The organism is uncultured Microbacterium sp., from assembly GCF_963521645.1.
Taxonomy (GTDB): Bacteria; Actinomycetota; Actinomycetes; order Actinomycetales; family Microbacteriaceae; genus Microbacterium.
Genome location: NZ_CAUQVQ010000014.1, coordinates 23,362 through 43,748, shown reverse-complemented (window position 1 = coordinate 43,748; position 20,387 = coordinate 23,362). Strand labels below are relative to the sequence as shown.

Sequence of the window (20,387 nt, the reverse complement as noted above, 5' to 3'; positions counted from 1 at the left end):
CTAGGCTGGGGGTGTGTCCACCCTCAGCGACCTCGCCCATGCCCAGGGACTTCTGGCCGACAACGACGTCGAATGGTTGCACCGGCTCGCCGGTGACGGCCAGCTCCTCGCCGATCTCGCCTCGGCCGACATCGTCGTCTGGGTGCAGACGGACGACGGATCGTTCATAGCGGTCGCTCACGCGCGACCGAGCGGTGCGGCGACGCTGTTCTACCGGGACATCGTCGGTGAACGGGTGCGTCCTCAGTGGCGCACGCAGGTGCAGGGGGCCTTCGATGCCGCCGAGATCGTCGACTCCTCATCGCCCGACTGGTTCGAGGAGACGCCCACGCGGGTCCGTGCGGTCCCGATCGTCAGCGCTCGCCCGAGCGGCCAGGCACCGTCGGTGATCGGCGTCGTCACACGGCACACGAATCTCGGCGAGGCGCGCACGCCGTCGCGTCAGCAGATCACGTTCGACGAGTGCGCGAACGACCTGTTCAGGATGATCGCGGACGGGAGCTTTCCGGACCTCACCGCTCCGACCTCGCCACGCCGCGGCGCTCCGCGCGCGTCCGACGGCTTGATCCGCATCGATGTGGACGGCATCACCACGTTCGCGAGCCCCAACGCGCTCTCGGCCTTCAACCGGATGGGCTTCGACGACGAGCTCGAGGGGGAGTCGCTCGCCGAGGTGACCACACGCCTCGTTCCCCCGTCGCGGCAGGTCGACGAGTCGCTGCCGGTCGTCGTCACAGGGCGAGCGCCGTGGCGGACCGACATCGAGGCACGCGGCGTGACGGTCTCGCTGCGCGCGATCCCGCTCAAGGATCATGGCACTCGGATCGGAGCGATCCTGCTGTGCCGCGACGTGTCGGAGCTGCGTCACCAGGAACAGGAACTCATCACGAAGGACGCGACGATCAGGGAGATCCACCACCGCGTCAAGAACAACCTCCAGACGGTCGCGTCTCTGCTGCGCATCCAGGCTCGCCGCACGCACTCCGATGAGGCCCGCGATGCGCTCACGCAGGCGATGCGTCGAGTGGATTCGATCGCCGTGGTGCACGACACCCTCGCGCAGGGACTCACGCAGAAGGTCGATTTCGACGAGGTCTTCCATCGGGTCCTCAAGCTGGTCGCGGAGGTGGCCTCCGCGCCGAACACGCGGGCTCGAACCCAGTCGACCGGTCGGTTCGGCGTGCTGCCGAGCGAGTACGCGACGCCTCTGGCGCTGGCCCTGACCGAAGTCGTCACGAATGCGGTCGAGCACGGTCTCGCGGGGCAGGAGGGGATCGTCACGATCGACGCGGCCCGCACCGAGGAGAACCTTCGAGTGACCGTGCGTGACACGGGGCACGGCCTTCCCGAGGGGCGCATCGGTCAGGGCCTGGGGACCCAGATCATCCGCACCCTGATCCAGGGGGAGCTGGGCGGGTCCATCGAGTGGCACGGCAGCGAGGGCGAAGGCACCGAGGTCGTGATCGACATCCCGCTGCGGTGGCTCACGAAATAGCTCACCCGCCCCGGAGAAACGACGAAGCGGCCCGAGACATCGTCTCGGGCCGCTTGTCGAATAGTCAGGAGGCGCGTCGTGCGCGCGCGGCGCGACGCTTGAGCGCCCGGCGCTCGTCTTCGGAGAGACCGCCCCAGACGCCGGAATCCTGGCTCGTCTCCAGGGCGTACTGCAGGCAGATCTCGGTCACCGTGCAGGTGGCGCAGACGGTCTTCGCCTTCTCGATCTGGTCGACGGCCGGACCGGTGTTCCCGACGGGGAAGAACAGTTCGGGATCGACAGTCAGGCAGGCGGCCTTGTCGCGCCAGTCCATGGGGGCTCCTAGGTGTGGATTTCAAGAGATGTCGCAGCGCGACGTACTCGGATTTCGGGTGCAGATCGGGTTCAGCTACCCTGTATGAGATACGGACGGATGCCCGCATTTGTGATGCGAGCACGAAGCCCGCCCCACGCCGCTGTGGGAGCACATGACGCTGTCTATTCTGTTACATGAAACCGGCGAAATCAAGGGTTTCGCTCGTTCTCATTCGATTCTCAGGAGACACATCGTGCGTTCACCAGGCCTCGCGTACGCCGCCGCAGCGGTCCTCGCAGCGGAGGGCGTGGCACTCGCCGTGTTCGCACTGATCGAGCTCGTCGGTCTCGGCGCGGGAGACGCCGCATCGCTGCCCACCGCGCTCGCCCTGATCGTCCTCACGATCCTGGGAGCCGTCGCTCTCGTGTCCTTCGCGATCGGAGCGCGCGCCGGTCGTTCGTGGGCGCGCTCGGGCGGTGTCGTGTTCCAGGTCCTCGCCGTGGCCCTCGCACTCGCGTCGCTCACACTCGAACCGATCCCGTGGATCTTCACGCTCGCCGTAGGGGTCCCCGCCGTCGTGTGCGTCGGCCTTCTGATCGCGAGCACGCGCGCTGAGAACGAGCGTCCCGTCGAGTGACGGGACGCCGCTCCGTTCAGGAGTCGATACCGAGCTGCGTGCGCAGACGGGCGACGTGTCCGGCGGCCTTGACGTTGTACTGAGCCAGCACGATCGTTCCGTCTTCGTCGATGACGAACGTCGAGCGGATCACGCCTTCGACGACCTTGCCGTAGTTCATCTTCTCGCCCCAGGTTCCGTACGCCGCATGCACGGCGTGGTCGGGGTCGCTGAGGAGGGTGAAGGTGAGTCCGTCGCGCTCGCGGAATGCCGCGAGCTTCGCGGGCTCATCGCGGGAGATGCCGATGACGCGGTATCCGGCCCCCTGCAGCGAGGAGATGCTGTCGCGGAAGTCGCAGGCCTGCGTGGTGCATCCGGGGGTCATGGCCGCAGGGTAGAAGTAGAGGACGACCTTCTGGCCCCGCAGATCCGAGAGATGCACTGTCGCTCCGTCCTGATCGAGGAGGGCGAAGTCGGGAGCAGGGGTTCCGGGTTCGAGGCGCGCAGTCACCCCCTCAGCCTATCGGCCGGGGGCCTGCTCCGCCTTGTCCGCGAACGTCTGCAGCAGTCGCTGCAGGGAGTCCAGACGGGCCAGCCCCGTCTCGCTCAGCTCACCGCGCTCCGCCGCCTCGATCAGCGCGCAGTCGGGCGCGTCGGCGAGATGCGTGCACCCGCGCGGGCACTGCTCGGCGATCTCGGCCAGTTCGGTGAACGCGGCCAGGATGTTCTCGGGTTGCACATGGCCCAGACCGAAGGAGCGCACCCCGGGGGTGTCGATCACCCAGCCGGCGCCCTCAGGACTCTCGTAGCGCAGGGACACGGTCGACGACGAGGTGTGCCGGCCCCGTCCCGTCACCTGGTTCACGTGGCCGGTGGCGCGGAGCGCGCTCGGCACCAGTGCGTTGACCAGCGTGGACTTGCCGACACCGGAGTGACCCACGAAGACGGTCGAATGCCCGACGAGCGCGGAGCCGATCTGGTCGACGGGCATCTCGTCCTGTGCACTCGTGAAGACGCGGAGATCGAGACCGTCGAAGTGCGCGAGGAAGTCGCTCGGATCCGCGAGATCGGTCTTCGTGACGACCAGGAGAGGTCGGATGCCGGCGTCGAGCGCGGCGACGAGGTAGCGGTCCACGAGTCGCGCACGCGGCTCCGGATCCGCTGCGGCGACGACGATGAGCATCTGATCGGCATTCGCGACGATGACGCGCTCGACCTGGTCGGTGTCATCGGCACTGCGGCGCAGGAGCGACGTGCGATCCATGACCCCGACGATACGGCCGAGCGTTCCTTCTTCTCCCGTGGTGTCTCCCACGACGCGAGCCTGATCGCCCGTGACGATCGGGGTTCTCCGCAGCTCTCGCGCTCGCACCGCCGTGATCGCGTGCTCGTCAGGAGTGTCTTCGCCCATCAGCACGGAATAGCGGCCACGGTCGACTCCGAGGACCCGGCCGATCAGAGCGTCGTCGTGCGCGGGGCGGCGTTTGGTCCGCGGGCGATTGGCCTTGGGATTGGGGCGCGTGCGGAAACTGCTCTCGTCGTACTCCTCGAAGTCTCCGTCGAGGTCGTCGGACTCGTCGAGCCAGCTCACGCCGCTCCGCCTCCCAGCATCCGCTCCCAGAGGAGCGTGAACTCCGGGAGGGTCTTGGCGGTGGTGCCGATGTCGTCGATCTCCACCCCCGGCACGCGAAGGCCGATCAGGGCACCGGTGGTCGCCATCCGGTGATCGTGGTACGCCGCCCATGAGCCGCCGTGCAGGGCGCGTGGGATGATCCTGAGGCCGTCGGGCAGTTCTTCGGCCTCGCCGCCGAGAGCGCGGAGGTCTGCGATCAGGGCGGCGATGCGATCCGTCTCGTGGAGTCGGATGTGTCCGATGCCGCGGATCGTCGTCGGTCCCGACGCGAAGGCGGCCAGCCCCGCGAGCGTGGGGGTCAGCTCGCTCGCCGCCGAGAGGTCGAGGTCGAGGCCGCGGATCTCGCTTCCCGCCCTGACCGTGAGAACGCCGCTGTGGCGCCCGACGTGCGCGCCCATCGCGTGCAGGATCTCGGGGAGCAGGGCTCCCGGCTGCGTCGAGTGCACCGGCCATCCGGGTATCGACACGGATCCGCCCGTCACGAGTGCGGCCGCGAGGAAGGGGGCCGCGTTCGAGAGATCAGGCTCTATGTGGATCTCTTTCGCTCGGGGAACGCCCGCTTCGACGAGCCACTCGCCGGTGGCGGGCCGCTCGATGCGGATGCCGCGGCGGCTCAGCGCCTCGATCGTCATGTCGATGTGGGGCACGCTCGGAAGCCTCGCTCCCGTGTGGACGAGGTGCAGACCGACGTCGAAGCGGGGTGCGGCGAGAAGGAGGCCCGACACGAACTGACTCGAGGCGGATGCGTCGATCTCGATGCGTCCGCCGCGGATGCGCCCGTGGCCGCGGATCGTGAAGGGGAGCGCCCAGGTGCCCTCGTCGTCGATGTCGACGCCGAGGTCGCGCAGCGCGCTGATCAGGCCGCCCATCGGACGATGCAGCGCGGTCTCGTGCGCGGTGAGATGCACGTCATGCGCTGCGAGACCCGCCAGCGGTGCGATGAAGCGCATCACGGTCCCGGCCTGGCCGCAGTCGACCGTGGAGCCGCCTTCCAGTCGCGCGGGCGTCACGACCAGATCAGGGCCGAATTCGCCGTCGCCGTCGACCTCCTCTACGCCGACGCCCAGAGCGCGCAAGGCCTCGACCATGCGACGCGAGTCGTCGGAGTGCAGAGGGGCGATGAGACGCCCCGGACCATCCGCGATGGCGGCGATGATGAGCTCACGATTCGTGAGTGACTTGGAGCCCGGGACGGTCACTGTGGCGCTCACGGGAGAAGTCGTCGTCGGCGCCATGTAGGCACCCTGGACAGGGGAGGGGGAATACCTGTTGGCGCTCATCGGTTCCCACCTTAGTAAACGCGAGTGGCCGCCCGACCGAATGGCGTCTGCTCGTGAGGAGGAGAGAGCATGCTGGACACGATGGAACGCGAGTTCGCAGACATCGTCGGCCTAGACTGGCCGGTGATGGATGACACCGCAACCGCCGATACGGTCAGCGACCCTCGACGCGAATTCGAGGAACAGGCGATCCCTTTCATGGATCAGCTGTACGCCGCCGCCATGCGTATGACCCGAAACCCGTCCGACGCCGCCGATCTCGTCCAGGAGACCTTCGTGAAGGCGTACGGCTCGTGGTCGACCTTCGCGCAGGGCACGAACCTCAAGGCGTGGCTCTACCGCATCCTGACGAACACCTACATCAACATCTACCGCAAGAAGCAGCGGGAGCCCTTCCAGGGGACCATCGACGAGCTCGAGGACTGGCAGCTCGGCGGGGCGGAGTCGACGACGGCGTCGCACGGGCGCTCCGCCGAGGCCGAGGCCATCGACCACATGCCGGCCTCCGTGGTGAAGGATGCGCTGCAGGCCGTGCCGGAGGATTTCCGGCTCGCGGTCTACCTCGCCGACGTCGAGGGATTCGCGTATCAGGAGATCGCGGACATCATGAAGACACCCATCGGCACCGTGATGAGCCGTCTGCATCGAGGCAGGCGGATGCTGCGGGAGCTGCTGGCCGACTACGCCGCAGAGCGGGGAATCTCCGCGGCCGACCCGAGGAGCAAGAAATGACCGACTGCGGCTGCGACAAAGCCCGAAAGGACCTGGAGGAGTACCTCCGCAACGAGGTGTGCAACACGGAGCACGCGGAGATCCGCGAGCATCTGGAGAACTGTCCCTCGTGCCGCGATGAGGCGCTCGTCGCCACGACGCTGACAGAGGTGGTCGCCCGGGCGTGCAAGGAGACGGCTCCCGAGGAGCTTCGCGACCAGGTGTTCGCGCGCCTGCGCGAGGTCCAGGCGGCTCAGCACTGACTCTGCGCGGCATGCCGCCCCGTAGGGTGGGTGCATGACCGCGATCGACTTCCGAGCCCTTCCCGCCGACTCCGATTCCGCCGCCCGCCTCGCGGCCCAGTCGCTGACGTATCGCGTGCTGGACACAGCGGACCCTGTGGCGTCCGAGTCGTTCCAACGGGCCACGTCACGCGGGTTCCTGGGCGCAGAGCCGACGGCGGAGGCGTTGCGGTTCGGTCGCCCGGCCCTCGAGGCCCGACGCAACGTCGGCGTCTACGACGAGACGATGGGCGCGCACGCGCGTCCTGTCGCGACGATCGACTCCTGGGTCACACCGGTCTCGATCCCGGGCGGCGGAACGCTTCCGATGTGGGCGATCAGCGGTGTGACCGTCTCAGCGACGCACAGGCGCCGAGGGATCGCGCGTGCGCTCCTGGAGGGCGAACTGCGTGCAGCCGCAGCCGCCGGCATACCGATCGCGGGGCTCACCGTGTCGGAGGCGACGATCTACGGTCGCTACGGGTTCGGCTCGGCGCTGCCGGTCGCCCGTTTCGCCGTCGACACCCGCAGGGCCGGATGGGCGGGCCCCCTGCCGGAGGGGTCGTTCGAATACATCGAGGCCGAGACGCTCGCCGCAGAGCTCGGTGCCGTGCATGAGAACGCGCGCGAGTCGCGCCCGGGGCAGATACCCGGGTGGAAGTCGCGCTGGGAGGGCATGGCAGGTCTGTCCCCGAGCGACTCTGATCGCGACAAGGTGCGAGGTGTGCGCTACCGCGACGCCACGGGAGCCGTGCACGGTGCGATGGCGTTCGTGGTGAGCGAGCGCAGCGGGTCCTTCCGCTTCTCGCTGCACGTCAGGCTCCTGGTCGCCGACACTGCTGAAGCCAGCGCCGCACTGTGGCAGTTCGCGCTGCAGCACGACCTCGTCGACGAGGTGACGGCGGACCTCCGCCCCATCGATGACACGTTGCCGTGGCTCGTCCGCGATCAGCGCGGGGTGACGCAGACCGTGCACGACCACGGGTGGTTGCGGATCCTCGATGTGAGAACCGTGCTCGAGGAGCGTCGGTACTCGGCGCCGCTCGATGCCGTGCTGCAGGTCGAGGATGCACTGGGTTTCACCGCCGGTTCGTGGCGGCTGCTCGTCGACGACCAGGGACGGGCCACGGTCTCGCCCGCGGAAGGGCGCGCCGCCGACGTGGAGCTCGATGTCTCGGCGCTGTCGGTCCTGTATGCGGGCGGAGTGCGGGCATCGACCCTGCACGGCGCAGGCCGCATCCTCGGCGCCGCTGAGGCGGTCTCCGCACTGGACCGTGCGTTCGTCTCGTTCCCCGCGCCGTCGCTCGACATCTGGTACTGAGTCGATGCCCTGCGCGGGGTGACGACCCGCGAGGAACGAGAAGGGGGCGCCTCGATCACCGAGGCGCCCCCTTCCGTCGTCGTGATCAGTTGATCGTCAGAGCATCGCGCAACAGCTTCGCCTGCTCGGCCGCATGCACCTTCGACGACCCGGTCGCGGGCGATGCAGAGGCCGGTCGGCACACGGTGCGGAACGAGCGGTCGCCGGGCACGTCGGCGAAGGCGAGAGCGAGGAACGGCCACGCCCCCTGATTCTCCGGCTCTTCCTGCACCCAGACCAGTTCGGCGTTCGGGTACGAGTCCGAGATCGCCTTGAGGGCGTCGATCGGGGTCGGGTACAGCTGCTCGAGCCTGACCAGCGCGATCTCCGGGTTGGGGTTCTTCTCGAGTTCCGACTTGAGATCCCAGTGCACCTTGCCGGAGTGCACGAGCACACGCTTGACGGCACTGCGGTCGAGGCCGCGCCCGTCGTCGATCACCGGCTCGAAGCGGCCCTGCGTGAACGCCTCGACCGGGCTCGTCGCCCCGCGCAGGCGCAGCATGGCCTTCGGAGTGAAGACGATGAGCGGCTTGCGCGGACGTGCGTAGGCCTGGCGACGCAGCAGGTGGAAGTACGACGCGGGCGTCGACGGACGCGCGACGATCATGTTGTCCTGTGCGCACATCTGCAGGAAGCGTTCGATGCGCGAGGACGAGTGGTCGGGTCCCTGACCCTCGTAGCCGTGGGGGAGGAGCAGCGTGACGCTGGACTGCTGTCCCCACTTCTGCTCGGCCGCCGAGATGTACTCGTCGATGACGGACTGGGCGCCGTTCACGAAGTCTCCGAACTGGGCCTCCCACAGGACGAGGGCCTCCGGAGCCTCCACCGAGTACCCGTACTCGAAGCCGAGCGCCGCGTACTCGCTGAGGAGGGAGTCGTAGACGAAGAAGCGTCCCTGAGACTCGGAGAGATTGGACAGCGGCAGCCATTCCTGGCCGTTGGCGCGGTCGTGCAGAGTCGCGTGACGCTGCACGAACGTGCCGCGGCGCGAGTCCTGTCCGGCGAGGCGCACGGGGGTTCCCTCGACGAGCAGCGAACCGAACGCGAGCAGCTCGCCGAATCCCCAGTCGATGTTGCCGTTGCGGCTCATGTCGAGGCGCTTCTCCAGCTGCTGCTGCAGCTTCGGGTGCACCGTGAAGCCCTCGGGCTTGTTCACGAACGCGTCGCCGATGAGCTGGATGACCTCGTTCGAGACACCGGTGATCTCCGGAGCCCCGACCTGCTCATCCATCGGGGGCAGCTCGTCCGCGATGGCGTTGGCCCCGGTCTCGGCGGCGTGCGTCTCGGCGAACGCGATCTCCAGGCGGTTCTGGAAGTCGGCCTTCGCCTCGTCGTACTCCTCCTCGGTGATGTCTCCGCGACCGACGAGCGACTCGGTGTAGAGCTTTCGCACCGAGCGCTTGGCCTGGATGAGGTCGGTCATGAGCGGCTGCGTCATCGACGGGTCGTCGCCCTCGTTGTGACCACGACGGCGGTAGCAGACGAGGTCGATCACGACGTCGCGGTGGAACCGCTCGCGGTACTCGAACGCGAGCTGGGCGACGTGGATCACGGCTTCGGGGTCATCGCCGTTCACGTGGAACACCGGTGCCTGGATCGTCTTGGCGACATCGGTGGAGTACACCGAGGTGCGCGAGTCGTTGGGGAGGGTCGTGAAACCGACCTGGTTGTTCACGACGACGTGGATCGTGCCACCCGTGCGGTATCCGCGCAGCTGCGACATCTGCAGGGTCTCGACGACCACGCCCTGGCCCGCGAACGCCGCGTCGCCGTGCACGAGGATCGGCAGCCAGGCGAAGGTGCCGATCGGCTTGCGGTCCTGCTTGGCGCGGACGATGCCCTCGAGAACGCCGTCGACGGTCTCGAGGTGCGAGGGGTTGGCTGCGAGGTAGACGGGGAGCTCGGACCCGTCGTCGGCGACGAAGGTGCCCTCGGTGCCGAGGTGGTACTTCACGTCACCCGAGCCGCGCTGGTTGCCGGGGGTCTGTGTGCCCTCGAACTCCTGGAACACCTGGCCGTACGTCTTGCCCGCGATGTTCGTGAGCACATTGAGACGGCCGCGGTGGGCCATGCCGATGGCAGCCCCTTCGAGACCGGCTGTCGCAGCGCCCTGGAGGATCTCGTCGAGCAGCGGGACGAGGGACTCGCCGCCCTCGAGCGAGAAGCGCTTCTGGCCGACGAACTTGGTCTGGAGGAACGTCTCGAACGCCTCGGCCTCGTTGAGCTTGCGCAGGACGCGCAGCTGCTCGTCGTGGCCGGGCTTCTGGTACTTGACCTCGACCTTCTCCTGGAACCAGCGACGCTGCTCCGGGTCCTGGATGTGCATGTACTCGATGCCGAGCGTGCGGCAGTACGAGTCGCGCAGGACGCCGAGGATGTCGCGGAGCTTCGCGACCCGGCGTCCGCCGAACCCTCCCGTGACGAACTCGCGGTCGAGGTCCCAGAAGGTGAGGCCGTGACTCTCGATCTCCAGGTCGGGGTGCGAACGCTGCACGTACTCGAGCGGGTCGATGTCGGCCATGAGGTGGCCGCGTACACGGAACGAGTTGATGAGCTCCTGCACGCGGGACTGCTTGTCGACGCGCTCCGCGAGGTCGACCGCGATGTCGGGGTTCCAGCGGATCGGCGAGTAGGGGATGCGCAGCGCGGCGAAGATGTCGTCGTAGAACCCGCGCTGCCCGATCAGCAGCTCGTGCACCTTCTTGAGGAACTCGCCGGAACCCGCACCCTGGATGACGCGGTGGTCGTAGGTGCTGGTGAGCGTGATCGTCTTTCCGATCGCGAGCTCGTTCAGAGTGCGCTCGCTCGCGCCCTGGAACTCCGCCGGGTACTCGAGGGCGCCGGCGCCGATGATGCACCCCTGGCCCTTCATGAGGCGCGGGACCGAGTGCACGGTGCCGATTCCTCCGGGGTTCGTCAGCGAGACCGTGGTTCCCTGGAAGTCGGCTGCGGTGAGCTTGTTGTTGCGTGCCCGCGTCACGAGGTCCTCGTAGGCGACGAGGTACTCGCTGAACGACATCGTGTCGGCGCGCTTGATGCTGGGGACCATGAGCGCGCGCGTGCCGTCGGGCTTCGGCAGGTCGATCGCGATGCCGAGGTTCACGTGCGCGGGCGCCACCACGGACGGCTTGCCGTCGATCTCGGCGTAGAAGACGTTCTGGCTCCGGAACTCGTCGAGCGTGCGGATCAGGGCCCATCCGATGAGGTGGGTGAAGCTGATCTTGCCGCCCCGGGTGCGTGCCATGTGGTTGTTGATGACGATGCGATTGTCGATCATCAGCTTGGCGGGAACCGTGCGCACGCTCGTGGCGGTCGGTACCGTCAGCGACTCGTCCATGTTGGCGGCCAGGGTCTTGGGCAGGCCGCGGAGCGGAGTGATCCTGTCCTCTTCGGCGGGATCCGCCGTTTCTTTCGCGGCGGGCTTCGGTGCCTGCGCCGGGATCGGCGCGGCCACGGCGGGCTTAGTGGTGGTGCGAGCGACGGGCTGGGCGCCGATCACGGGGATCGGAGCGGTCACCGGGTGGGCGTTCTGGTCGGTCGCAGCCGGGGGAGATGCGGGGGACGTCGCGCCGCCGGCGGCATCGGACTGGTACTTCTCGAGAATCGGCCACCACTCCTTGTCCACGGAGTCGCGATTCACCTTGAACTGCTCGTAGAGCTCTTCGACGAGCCAGGAATTGGCTCCGAACCCCCCGTCGCCCCCGACGCCGGTCACCTGGTTCGACACTCTCGATCGCCCTCTTTCATCGCTGAATCTCCACATGTGCACACCGCGACGCAGGATGCGTTTCGGGTCCGCACACTCTCGACCACCAAGCCTAACCTGTTTCGTTGCGCAATCGTCGTAGCGGAGTGCCGCCGCGCACCCGATCTGAGTAGCGTGGAGGCATGGAGTTCTCCGGTGAGTCGCCCACAGTGGATCTGACCTATTCAGACGTGTTCCTGGTTCCGCGACGGTCGGCGGTGACGAGCCGGCTGCAGGTCGATCTCGCCCCGCAGGACGGTACCCCGGCGACGCTGCCGCTCGTCGCCTCGAACATGAACTCGGTGACCGGACCCCGACTCGCGGCGGTGCTCGCCCGGCGGGGAGGGCTGGGTGTGCTGCCTCAGGACATGCCGCTGCAGGCCCTCGACGCGGCCATCCGCGACGTCAAGGCGCAACCGGTGCTGTGGGACACGCCGATCGTGTTCCCTCCGAGCGCGTCGGTCGCCGAGGCGCTGCGCCTGCTGCCCGCCGCCCCCGGGCACGGTGTGGTCGTCGCGGCGGGTGCAGCGCCGTACTCGGTGGAGCGGATCCTCGGCGTCCTGCCGGCGACGCGGCTCGCGACCGCTCTGCCCGACGCTCAGCTCGGCGACCTCGTGCATGTCGGCACGCCGTCTCTCGACGCCGATGACATCGGATCCGAGCGGCATGCGTTCGACGTCATCACGGACGCGGGCGTCGAGATGGTCACGATCGTGCACCACGGTCACCTCGTCGGCACGCTGAGTGTCCGGAGCGCCTTGCGCTCCACGCTGTATCGCCCGGCCCTCGATGCGGACGGACGACTCGCCGTCGCGGCGGCCGTCGGGATCAACGGGGATGTCGCCGCCAAGGCGCGTGCGCTCATCGCCGCAGGCGTCGACGTGCTGGTGGTCGACACGGCCCACGGGCACCAGGAGGGGATGCTGCGGGCGCTCTCCGACGTCGCGGCATTGAATCCCGGTATTCCGATAGTCGCCGGAAACATCGTGACGGCCGAGGGAGTGAGGGACCTCGTGGATGCGGGGGCGTCGATCCTCAAAGTCGGCGTCGGACCCGGGGCGATGTGCACGACCCGCATGATGACGGCCGTGGGCCGGCCGCAGTTCTCGGCCGTGCTCGAGACGGCGGAGGCGGCCCGTGAGCTCGGCGCGCACGTGTGGGCGGACGGCGGAGTCCGGTACCCGCGCGACGTCGCCCTGGCGCTCGCCGCGGGCGCGGCGTCGGTCATGGTCGGCTCGTGGTTCGCCGGCACGATCGAAGCGCCGGGGGAGCTCCAGACCGACTCCGAGGGTCGCATCTTCAAGGAGTCGTGGGGCATGGCGTCGACCAAGGCGGTGCAGGCCCGATTCGGACGCCTCGACGCCTACGAACGTGCTCGCAAGGAACTCTTCGCAGAGGGGATCTCCTCCTCCAAGATCTACCTCGACCCGCTGCGGCCCGGTGTGGAGGATCTCCTCGACATGATCACCTCGGGCGTGCGTTCGTCGTTCACCTACGCGGGCGCGGCTTCCGTGCCCGACTTCCACGAGCGCGCGCTCGTGGGGCTGCAGTCGGCCGCCGGGTACGAAGAGGGCAAGGCGCTGCCGGTCAGCTGGTGAGCATCGGGCGCGGCGCGGCGCGACAGTCGCGCGGGTGTGACGATCCCGTCGGGCGCCGGGATCCCGTAGAATCGGCACACTATGGACGACCCTCCCAGTTGCAGTAGATCGCCCCACCGCTCGCCTCTCGATTCCGAGAGGGCACATTGATGGATTACATCCTGTTGGGCGTGGGGCTCCTGCTCACGATCGGCACCGGGCTGTTCGTTGCGAGTGAGTTCGCCCTCGTCAACCTGGATCGGGCCGACCTGGAGGCGCGTCAGGCTCGCGGAGAGTCTCGACTCGCGATGACGATCGGCGCTCTGCGCCACACCTCCACGCACCTGTCGGCCGCGCAGTTGGGGATCACGCTCACGACCCTCCTCACGGGCTACACGATGGAGCCGGCACTGTCGAACCTGCTGCGACCGACCCTCATCGCGTGGAAGTTCCCGGAAGCTGCGGTCGCGCCCATCGCGACGGTCGTGGCCATGGTGGTCGCGACAGCCCTGTCGATGATCCTGGGCGAGCTCGTCCCGAAGAACTTCGCGCTGGCGCTCCCGCTCGCGACCGCGAAGCTCGTGGTGCCCTTCCAGGTCGCATTCACCACCGTCTTCAAGCCCGCGGTCGTCGTGCTCAACGGCAGCGCCAACGGCGTGCTGCGCAGCATGGGGATCGAGCCCAAGGAGGAGCTCTCCGGAGCCCGTACAGCTGAGGAGCTCTCGTCCCTCGTGCGTCGATCCGCCAGCGCCGGGGTGCTCGAGGCCGACACCGCGACCCTGCTCGATCGCACGCTGACATTCTCGCGGCTGTCCGCCGCCGATGTGATGACCGCACGTCCGAGCATGCACGCGATCGCGGCCGGCGACTCCGCCGACGATGTGATCCAGCTCGCCCGCCGCACGGGACACAGTCGATTCCCCGTGTACGACGACGACTTCGACGACATCACCGGCGTCGTGCACCTCAAGGCCGCGATCTCGGTGCCGAGAGAGCGCCGAGCAGAAGTGCCCGTCGGAGCTCTCTCGACGGAGCCGCTGCGGGTGCCGGAGACGGCGCACGTCGACAGCCTCATCACCGAGCTGCGGGCGCGCGGCTACCAGCTCGCCGTCGTCGTCGACGAATACGGCGGCACGGCCGGTCTCGTGACCCTGGAGGACCTCGTGGAGGAGATCGTCGGGGAGGTCGTCGACGAGCACGACCGCATGAGAGCGGGCGTCGTGGTCGGCCGCGACGGCGTGACCTTCCCGGGCGAGCTGCGTCCGGACGAGCTGCGCCGCAGAGCCGGAGTCGATGTGCCGGAAGGCGATGTGTACGACACCGTCGGCGGTTACGTCATGAGCGTCCTCGAGAGGGTGCCGGTGGTCGGCGACGAGGTGCCCCTCGACACGGGCGCACTCCAAGTGGTGCGGATGGACGGACGACGGGTGGATCGGGTGCGATACGTGGCCGGTCCGCGCAGCGCGGATGAGGAGGTGACCCGATGAACGATTGGGCAGGTATCGCCTGGCTCGTGGTGCTCCTCATCGCGAACGCCTTCTTCGTCGGCGCCGAGTTCGCCGTGATCTCGGCCCGTCGCTCGCAGATCGAGCCCAAGGCGGAACAGGGGTCGCGCTCCGCGAAGACGGCGCTGTACGCCATGGAGCACGCGACGCTGATGCTCGCGACCTCGCAGCTCGGGATCACGATCTGCTCGCTCCTCATCCTCAACGTGTCCGAGCCCGCGATCCACCACCTGCTGGCCGCCCCGCTTCATGCACTGGGCTGGTCGGACGGCGTCGTCGACGGAGTGTCGTTCGCGATCGCCCTCCTGCTGGTGTCCTTCCTGCACGTCGTGTTCGGCGAGATGGTCCCGAAGAACCTCGCGTTCTCTCTTCCCGATCGAGCGGTGCTGCTGCTGGCACCGCCTCTCGTGTGGGTCTCAAAGGCGTTCATGCCCGTGATCTGGGTGCTCAACGCCGCCGCGAACGGCGTCCTCCGCCTGTTCAGGGTGGAACCCAAGAACGAGGCGGCGTCGACCTTCACGCTCGAAGAGGTCGCGACGATCGTCGATCAGTCGCGGCGCGAGGGAGTGCTCACCGACACGGTCGGAGCGGTGGCCGCTGCGGTCGAGTTCACCGACAAGAAGGCGAGAGACGTGGCGGTGCCGCTGAGCGACCTCGTGACCCTCCCGGAGAGCACGACCCCCGATGACATCGAGAAGGCCGTCGCGCGCTACGGCTTCTCGCGCTACGTCATCGTCGACGACGAGAACGCTCCCGTCGGATACGTCCACCTGAAGGACATCCTTCGCGCCTCCGACGGTCCCGACGCCGCCGCCAAGCTGTTCGAACCCCTGCCGTCGAAGCGGATCCACCACATGGTCCCCGTGCAGGAGGACACCGATCTCGAGGACGCTCTCGCCGTCATGAGACGCGCGGGCCGTCATCTCGCGAAGGTCCGCGATCACCACGGTGCGACCACGGCCGTGCTGTTCCTCGAGGACATCCTGGAGGAGCTGGTCGGCGAGGTCCAGGACGCGACGCGTCGAGTGCGCGGGCACTGACCCACCCGCAGAGAAGCCCTCTGACTCGTGACGAGTCGGAGGGCTTCTCGCCGTGCGAAGGCGCCCGTCAGCGCCAGTGCGCGCGCTCGTACTGCGGCGGCCACGCGATCTCGGCGCCGAGTTCATGAGCCGCCCGCAGGGCGAAGTGCGGGTCGCGCAACCACTCGCGTCCCGCGAAGATCGCGTCCGCGGCTCCCTCGGCCAGGACGTTCTCCGCCTGTTCGGCGGCCGTGATGAGCCCGACGGCCGAGACCGGGATCCGCCCGCCCTGGCGCACCGCCGCCGCAAGCGGCACCTGATAGCCGGGGTGCACGCTGATCTGCTGGTGCGCGACGAGCCCGCCACTCGAGACGTCGATGAGGTCCGCCCCGTGCTCGGTGGCCCATTCGCCGACGACGGCCGCTTCGGCCTCGTCGAATCCGCCCTCCGCATGGTCGGTCGCAGAGATGCGCACGAACACCGGCACGGAGTCGCCGGCCACCGAGCGGACCGCGTCGACCACGCGCAGCAGCAGACGGGCCCGGTTCTCGAGCGATCCGCCGTAGTCGTCCTCACGCAGGTTCGACAGGGGCGAGAGGAACTGATGCAGGAGATAGCCGTGCGCGCCGTGGATCTCGAGCACGTCGAAACCCGCGTCCAGTGCTCGACGCGCCGCCGTTCCGAAGGCCTCGACCACGCGCTCGATCCCCGCGGAGTCGAGCTGTTCCGGAACGGCGAAACCATCGAACGCCACGGCGGACGGAGCCGTCGTGGTCCATCCGCCCTCGGGGACGGGAACCGACCCGCGCTCCTCGGCCCACGGCCACCACGTCGACGCCTTGCGGCCGGCATGCGCGAGCTGGATGCCTGCGGCTGCCCCGCGGTCGTGGATCGCGGCGACGATCGGCGCCCAGGCGTCGCGCTGCTCGTCGTTCCACAGGCCGGCGTCGCGCGGAGAGATGCGGCCCTCGGGGACCACGGCGGTCGCCTCGGCGAGGATCAGACCCGCTCCGCCCGAGGCGAACTGGGCCAGATGCGTGTGGTGCCACTCCTGCACGACCCCGTCGACGGCGCTGTACATGCACATGGGGGAGACCCAGAGTCGATTGCGGAACGTGGTCGAACGGATGCTGATCGGAGAGAAGAGGATGCTCACGTCTCCGACGTTACCGTCGCCGGGAGCGAGTGAGGGCCGGACGACTAACGTGGAGTCATGCCCGATGCACGCGACTGGTCCCGAGACGATTCCGCGAGGTTCGTGCGGGCGCCGGGGGCATCCGACGACAAGTACTCGCGTGGCGTGGTGGGTCTGCGCACGGGGTCGTCCGCGTATCCGGGGGCGGCGGTGCTCGGTGTCGAGGCGGCATGGCGCGCCGGTGCGGGATTCGTCCGATACATCGGGGAAGGTCGCGCGGCCGAAGGAGTGATCGCACGGCGCCCGGAGACGGTCGTGAGCGCGAACGCCGAGGGCGCGCGAGTCGGGGCCTGGGTGATCGGCTCGGGAACCGATCCGACAGCGCGAACCGATGCGGAGGAGCGGGAGCTGCGCGCCATCCTCGACGGCGAGGTGCCGGTCGTGGTCGATGCCGGCGCGCTGGACCTCGCCGCGGATGCGTCCGCGCCGCTGCTGCTGACTCCCCACGCGCGCGAGTTCGAGCGACTCGGCGACAGGCTCGGACTGCGGTCGGACTCCGACAGGGCGCGGGCTGCGTCGACCATGGCGGCTGCGCTCGGGTGCACCGTGCTCCTCAAGGGAGCGGAGACGCTCATCGCCTCTTCGGACGGAGCAGTGCGCACGGTGGGCGCGGGGACCGGGTGGCTCGCGACAGCGGGCACCGGCGACGTGCTGGGCGGGGTGCTCGGCGCTCTGCTCGCTGCGAACCCCGAAGCACCGGTCGCGGATGTGGCCGCGGCAGGCGCCTGGCTGCACGGACATGCCGCCCGCATCGCGTCGGAGACCGACGGCGACGGCGCGGGGCATCCGATCGTCGCACTCGATGTCGCGCAGGCACTGCCGCGCGCGATCGCGGATCTCCTCGCGTGAGGCGGCGCTCAGCGACGCACGTCGTGGTCCTGTGGTGTGCGTTCGTCGCGGTGCACGTCGCGGTCGCGATCGCCGGATGGATGTATCCGAGTCAGCCGATGGGCGACGTGGTGCTCGTGTACGAGCCCTGGGCGACGTCCGCGCTGAACGGCGGCCCCGTCGTCGGTGTCACTCAGACGTGGGTCTACCCGCAGCTGGCCCTGGTGCCGATGCTGCTCGCGAAGATGATGTCCCTGCCGCTGGTGGCGACGATGGGTGCCTCCGGGGCGTATCTGGTCGCCTGGGCGACTCTCGTCACGGTGCTCGATGCGCTCGCGTTCGCTTCGCTGACCGGGCGGTCCGCGTCCTCGCAGTGCCGGGCCGGTGCATGGTTCTGGGTCGCGGCTCTCCTCCTGCTCGGACCGATCGCGATGTACCGGATCGACGCGATCGCGGTGCCGCTGGCGGTGGTCGGCGGTCTCTGGCTCACCCGGCGCCCGGCTGTCGCCGCCGCACTGCTCACGATCGGCGCCTGGGTCAAGATCTGGCCCGCGGCACTCGTCTTCGCAGCGGTCGTGGCGTCGCGACACCGCATGCGCGTGCTCGTCACGGCGGCCGCCGTGACGGCGGGCATCCTCCTCGCGCTCCTCCTGTGCGGGGCCGACAGCGAGATCTTCGGGTTCCTCACGGCGCAGACGGGGCGCGGCCTGCAGATCGAGGCCGTCGCGGCGACGCCGTTCCTCTGGGCGGCCGTGGCGGGCGCGGCGAGCATCGAGTACAGCTTCGAGATCCTCACCTTCCAGATCGTCGCCCCGGGCGCGGAACCCGTCGCCGCCGCGCTGACCCCGCTCATGATCGTTCTGGTCGTGGCGGTGACGGGAGTCGGCGCGATCAAGGCCATGCGAGGAGCATCCTTCTCACGCCTCTTCCCGCCCCTCGCGCACTCCCTGGTGCTCGCTCTGATCGTGATGAACAAGGTCGGTTCGCCTCAGTTCGCGACCTGGGTGATCGCGCCGGTGATCCTCTGGTTCGTGCTCGATCGCGCACGAGCCGGCGTGCCCTCCGCGACGGTGCTGGCGCTGTGTGCGCTCACGTGCGTGGTGTACCCGCTCACATACGACGCCCTCCTGCGCGCGGATCTGCTGCCGGTGGTGATCCTGACCGTCCGCAACCTCCTGCTCGTGTCCGCGCTCGTCGTCGGCATCCGCGCTCTCATCCGAGTTCCCACCACAACCACCACCGCAACCAGGGAGTGACCCATGCTGATCGCCTTCTCCGTCGCGCCGAGCGGCACCCCCGCAGACGGCTCCGAGCGCTCGGACGCCTCCGTGCACGATGCGGTGGCTGCGGCCGTGCGCGTCGTGCGTGAGTCCGGCCTGCCGCACCGCACGACGAGCATGTTCACCGAGATCGAGGGCCCCGACTGGGACTCGGTCATGGACGTCGTGAAGCGCGCGACGGAGGCGGTGATGCCATTCGGCTCCCGTGTGTCTCTCGTGCTCAAGGCCGACATCCGCCCCGGGTACTCGGGCGAGCTCGACGCGAAGATCGAGCGGCTCGAGTCGGCGATCGGGGAGTCCGACGAACGCTAGACTCGACGGGTGAATCCCTCGACTGAATCGAGGGGTGCGGCGAAGTGGGCGCTCCTCTCCCTCGCCATCGGCAGTTTCGGCATCGGCATGACCGAGTTCGTGATCATGGGCCTGCTGCCCGAGATCGCGTCCGAACTGCTTCCGACCCAGTGGTCCGCAAGCCCGGAGGATGCTCTGAGCCAGGCGGGCTGGCTGATCTCGCTGTATGCACTCGGCGTCGTGGTCGGTGCCCCGACCATCGCCGGATTCGTCGCGCGCTTTCCCCGTCACCGGGTGATGATCGGCCTCGCTCTGGCGCTCACGGCGTTCAACGCCCTCGCCGTCGTGCTGCCGACCTTCGAACTCGTCGGCGCGGCGCGATTCCTCGCCGGTCTGCCGCACGGCGCCTACTTCGGCATCGGCGCGCTCGTGGCGGCCGACGTCATGGGACCGGGCAAACGGGCCAAGGGCGTGGCGTTCATCCTGACCGGGCTCACGATCGCCAATGTCGTCGGCGTGCCGTTCGGCACGTTCCTCGGCCAGCAGTTCGGGTGGCGCGCGGCGTTCGCCGTGGTCGCTCTGGTGTTCGCGCTCGCCACCGTGTGCATCGTGATCTTCGTGCCCGAGCATCCCGGGTCGCCCGGTCGCACCATGCGCGAGGAGCTGGGAGTGTTCCGCATCCCTCAGGTCTGGTTCGCGCTCGGAGTCGGGGCGATCGGGTTCGGCGGCTTCTTCGCCGTGTACAGCTACATCGCGCCTCTCGTCACCGAGGTGGCGGGTTCTCCCGAATGGATGGTCCCGATCGTCCTGGTGCTCATGGGACTGGGGATGACGGCGGGCAACATCGTCGGCGGACACCTCGCCGACATCGATCTGCGGCGGACCCTGCTGATCGGCCTCGCCGTGCTCGCACTGGTCCTTGGCCTGCTCGGGGCGCTGTCGTTCTGGATCGTCACTCTCAGCATCCTCGTGTTCGTGGTCGGGTTCGTGTCGTCCGTCCTCAGTCCGACGATCCAGACGCGCCTGATGGACGTCGCCGGTGACAATCAGTCCATCGCCGCCGCGCTCAACCATTCGGCGCTCAACATCGGAAACAGCCTGGGCGCCTTCCTCGGCGGTGTCGTGATCGCCGCGGGATGGGGCTTCACCGCGCCGTCGTGGACCGGAGCACTCCTCGCCGCCGCCGGTCTCGTCATCGCGCTCGTGTCGTATCGTGTCGACGCGCGGAAGGTCGTCGTCCCCGCCTAGGCGGAGGCCCTCGTCGTAGAGTGACGGG

The 20,387-nt window shown here is 68.7% G+C and carries 18 protein-coding genes; 12 read left to right on the top strand and 6 right to left on the bottom strand.

The genetic code is table 11. The features are described from left to right. The first annotated feature begins 13 nt into the window (after positions 1-13). On the top strand, positions 14-1,495 hold the full coding sequence (locus tag RWO82_RS05725; RefSeq protein ID WP_314424565.1) for a histidine kinase N-terminal domain-containing protein: 1,482 nt from the start codon (positions 14-16) through the stop codon (positions 1,493-1,495). A gap of 64 nt (positions 1,496-1,559) precedes the next feature. Here RWO82_RS05725 and RWO82_RS05720 read toward each other — a convergent pair whose 3' ends face one another. Next, positions 1,560-1,808, bottom strand: a complete 249-nt coding sequence (locus RWO82_RS05720; RefSeq protein ID WP_017203224.1) for a WhiB family transcriptional regulator — start codon at positions 1,806-1,808, stop codon at positions 1,560-1,562. A gap of 235 nt (positions 1,809-2,043) precedes the next feature. On the opposite strand from RWO82_RS05720, the gene RWO82_RS05715 reads away from it, so the two are divergent. After that, entirely contained in the window at positions 2,044-2,427 is a 384-nt protein-coding gene (locus RWO82_RS05715; RefSeq protein ID WP_314424545.1) for a hypothetical protein, read from the top strand. Positions 2,428-2,443: 16 nt separating this feature from the next. Here RWO82_RS05715 and bcp read toward each other — a convergent pair whose 3' ends face one another. The 3 genes from bcp to aroA are packed head-to-tail and all read right to left on the bottom strand — an operon-like array spanning position 2,444 to position 5,319. After that, complete coding sequence (bcp, locus tag RWO82_RS05710; protein WP_314424544.1) at positions 2,444-2,917, bottom strand: thioredoxin-dependent thiol peroxidase; 474 nt, start codon at positions 2,915-2,917, stop codon at positions 2,444-2,446. A gap of 9 nt (positions 2,918-2,926) precedes the next feature. Then, positions 2,927-3,997, bottom strand: a complete 1,071-nt coding sequence (rsgA, locus tag RWO82_RS05705; protein ID WP_314424542.1) for a ribosome small subunit-dependent GTPase A — start codon at positions 3,995-3,997, stop codon at positions 2,927-2,929. Further along, positions 3,994-5,319 carry a 3-phosphoshikimate 1-carboxyvinyltransferase gene (gene aroA / locus RWO82_RS05700; protein WP_314424540.1) on the bottom strand — a complete coding sequence of 442 codons (1,326 nt, stop codon included), beginning with the start codon at positions 5,317-5,319 and terminating at the stop codon, positions 3,994-3,996. The genes rsgA and aroA overlap by 4 nt, the downstream gene beginning before the upstream one ends. Before the next feature lie 69 nt (positions 5,320-5,388). Between aroA and RWO82_RS05695 the strand changes: the two genes are divergently transcribed. From RWO82_RS05695 to RWO82_RS05685, 3 genes are read left to right on the top strand one after another with little or no spacing between them, the layout of a single operon-like run. After that, positions 5,389-6,051, top strand: a complete 663-nt coding sequence (locus tag RWO82_RS05695) for a sigma-70 family RNA polymerase sigma factor (protein ID WP_399540721.1) — start codon at positions 5,389-5,391, stop codon at positions 6,049-6,051. Next, complete coding sequence (locus tag RWO82_RS05690; RefSeq protein WP_314424538.1) at positions 6,048-6,293, top strand: zf-HC2 domain-containing protein; 246 nt, start codon at positions 6,048-6,050, stop codon at positions 6,291-6,293. Before RWO82_RS05695 ends, RWO82_RS05690 begins: the two co-directional genes overlap by 4 nt. A gap of 34 nt (positions 6,294-6,327) precedes the next feature. After that, a complete protein-coding gene (locus RWO82_RS05685; protein ID WP_314424537.1) occupies positions 6,328-7,632 on the top strand; it encodes a GNAT family N-acetyltransferase in 1,305 nt (434 codons plus the stop codon). Positions 7,633-7,717: 85 nt separating this feature from the next. On the opposite strand, the gene RWO82_RS05680 is transcribed toward RWO82_RS05685, so the two are convergent. Then, the gene (locus RWO82_RS05680; RefSeq protein ID WP_314424536.1) at positions 7,718-11,398 is read right to left on the bottom strand and encodes a multifunctional oxoglutarate decarboxylase/oxoglutarate dehydrogenase thiamine pyrophosphate-binding subunit/dihydrolipoyllysine-residue succinyltransferase subunit; all 3,681 of its coding nucleotides are present in this window, start codon (positions 11,396-11,398) and stop codon (positions 7,718-7,720) included. 161 nt (positions 11,399-11,559) lie between these two features. Here RWO82_RS05680 and RWO82_RS05675 point away from each other — a divergent pair, with 161 nt between their 5' ends. The 3 genes from RWO82_RS05675 to RWO82_RS05665 all read left to right on the top strand — a co-directional run bounded on the left by RWO82_RS05675 (position 11,560) and on the right by RWO82_RS05665 (position 15,538). Then, entirely contained in the window at positions 11,560-13,014 is a 1,455-nt protein-coding gene (locus RWO82_RS05675; protein ID WP_314424534.1) for a GuaB1 family IMP dehydrogenase-related protein, read from the top strand. Positions 13,015-13,163: 149 nt separating this feature from the next. Beyond that, on the top strand, positions 13,164-14,480 hold the full coding sequence (locus tag RWO82_RS05670; RefSeq protein ID WP_314424531.1) for a hemolysin family protein: 1,317 nt from the start codon (positions 13,164-13,166) through the stop codon (positions 14,478-14,480). Then, positions 14,477-15,538: a hemolysin family protein gene (locus tag RWO82_RS05665; protein ID WP_314424528.1), complete on the top strand. Its 1,062-nt coding sequence runs from the start codon at positions 14,477-14,479 to the stop codon at positions 15,536-15,538. Before RWO82_RS05670 ends, RWO82_RS05665 begins: the two co-directional genes overlap by 4 nt. A 67-nt stretch (positions 15,539-15,605) precedes the next feature. Here the strand turns inward: RWO82_RS05665 and RWO82_RS05660 are convergent, their stop codons facing one another. Then, positions 15,606-16,673 (bottom strand): NADH:flavin oxidoreductase/NADH oxidase, encoded by a 1,068-nt coding sequence (locus RWO82_RS05660; RefSeq protein WP_314424525.1) that lies wholly within the window; start codon positions 16,671-16,673, stop codon positions 15,606-15,608. 57 nt (positions 16,674-16,730) lie between these two features. On the opposite strand from RWO82_RS05660, the gene RWO82_RS05655 reads away from it, so the two are divergent. From RWO82_RS05655 to RWO82_RS05640, 4 genes are read left to right on the top strand one after another with little or no spacing between them, the layout of a single operon-like run. Further along, positions 16,731-17,561, top strand: coding sequence for an NAD(P)H-hydrate dehydratase (locus RWO82_RS05655; RefSeq protein WP_314424523.1), 831 nt, complete (start codon positions 16,731-16,733; stop codon positions 17,559-17,561). Continuing rightward, the gene (locus RWO82_RS05650) at positions 17,558-18,796 is read left to right on the top strand and encodes a hypothetical protein (RefSeq protein WP_314424521.1); all 1,239 of its coding nucleotides are present in this window, start codon (positions 17,558-17,560) and stop codon (positions 18,794-18,796) included. The genes RWO82_RS05655 and RWO82_RS05650 overlap by 4 nt, the downstream gene beginning before the upstream one ends. 3 nt (positions 18,797-18,799) lie before the next feature. Beyond that, positions 18,800-19,132: a thiamine-binding protein gene (locus RWO82_RS05645; RefSeq protein WP_314424519.1), complete on the top strand. Its 333-nt coding sequence runs from the start codon at positions 18,800-18,802 to the stop codon at positions 19,130-19,132. Positions 19,133-19,141: 9 nt separating this feature from the next. Further along, on the top strand, positions 19,142-20,359 hold the full coding sequence (locus RWO82_RS05640; protein ID WP_314424518.1) for an MFS transporter: 1,218 nt from the start codon (positions 19,142-19,144) through the stop codon (positions 20,357-20,359). The last annotated feature ends 28 nt before the right edge of the window (positions 20,360-20,387 follow it).

Excerpts from the sequence above, each read along its gene's own strand:
- RWO82_RS05685 (WP_314424537.1), top strand. The coding sequence starts at position 6,328 with ATGACCGCGATCGACTTCCGAGCCCTTCCCGCCGACTCCGATTCCGCC.
- RWO82_RS05670 (WP_314424531.1), top strand. The coding sequence starts at position 13,164 with ATGGATTACATCCTGTTGGGCGTGGGGCTCCTGCTCACGATCGGCACC.
- aroA (WP_314424540.1), bottom strand. The coding sequence starts at position 5,319 with ATGAGCGCCAACAGGTATTCCCCCTCCCCTGTCCAGGGTGCCTACATG.
- RWO82_RS05665 (WP_314424528.1), top strand. The coding sequence starts at position 14,477 with ATGAACGATTGGGCAGGTATCGCCTGGCTCGTGGTGCTCCTCATCGCG.
- RWO82_RS05720 (WP_017203224.1), bottom strand. The coding sequence starts at position 1,808 with ATGGACTGGCGCGACAAGGCCGCCTGCCTGACTGTCGATCCCGAACTG.
- RWO82_RS05655 (WP_314424523.1), top strand. The coding sequence starts at position 16,731 with ATGCCCGATGCACGCGACTGGTCCCGAGACGATTCCGCGAGGTTCGTG.
- RWO82_RS05695 (WP_399540721.1), top strand. The coding sequence starts at position 5,389 with ATGCTGGACACGATGGAACGCGAGTTCGCAGACATCGTCGGCCTAGAC.
- RWO82_RS05645 (WP_314424519.1), top strand. The coding sequence starts at position 18,800 with ATGCTGATCGCCTTCTCCGTCGCGCCGAGCGGCACCCCCGCAGACGGC.
- RWO82_RS05690 (WP_314424538.1), top strand. The coding sequence starts at position 6,048 with ATGACCGACTGCGGCTGCGACAAAGCCCGAAAGGACCTGGAGGAGTAC.
- RWO82_RS05675 (WP_314424534.1), top strand. The coding sequence starts at position 11,560 with ATGGAGTTCTCCGGTGAGTCGCCCACAGTGGATCTGACCTATTCAGAC.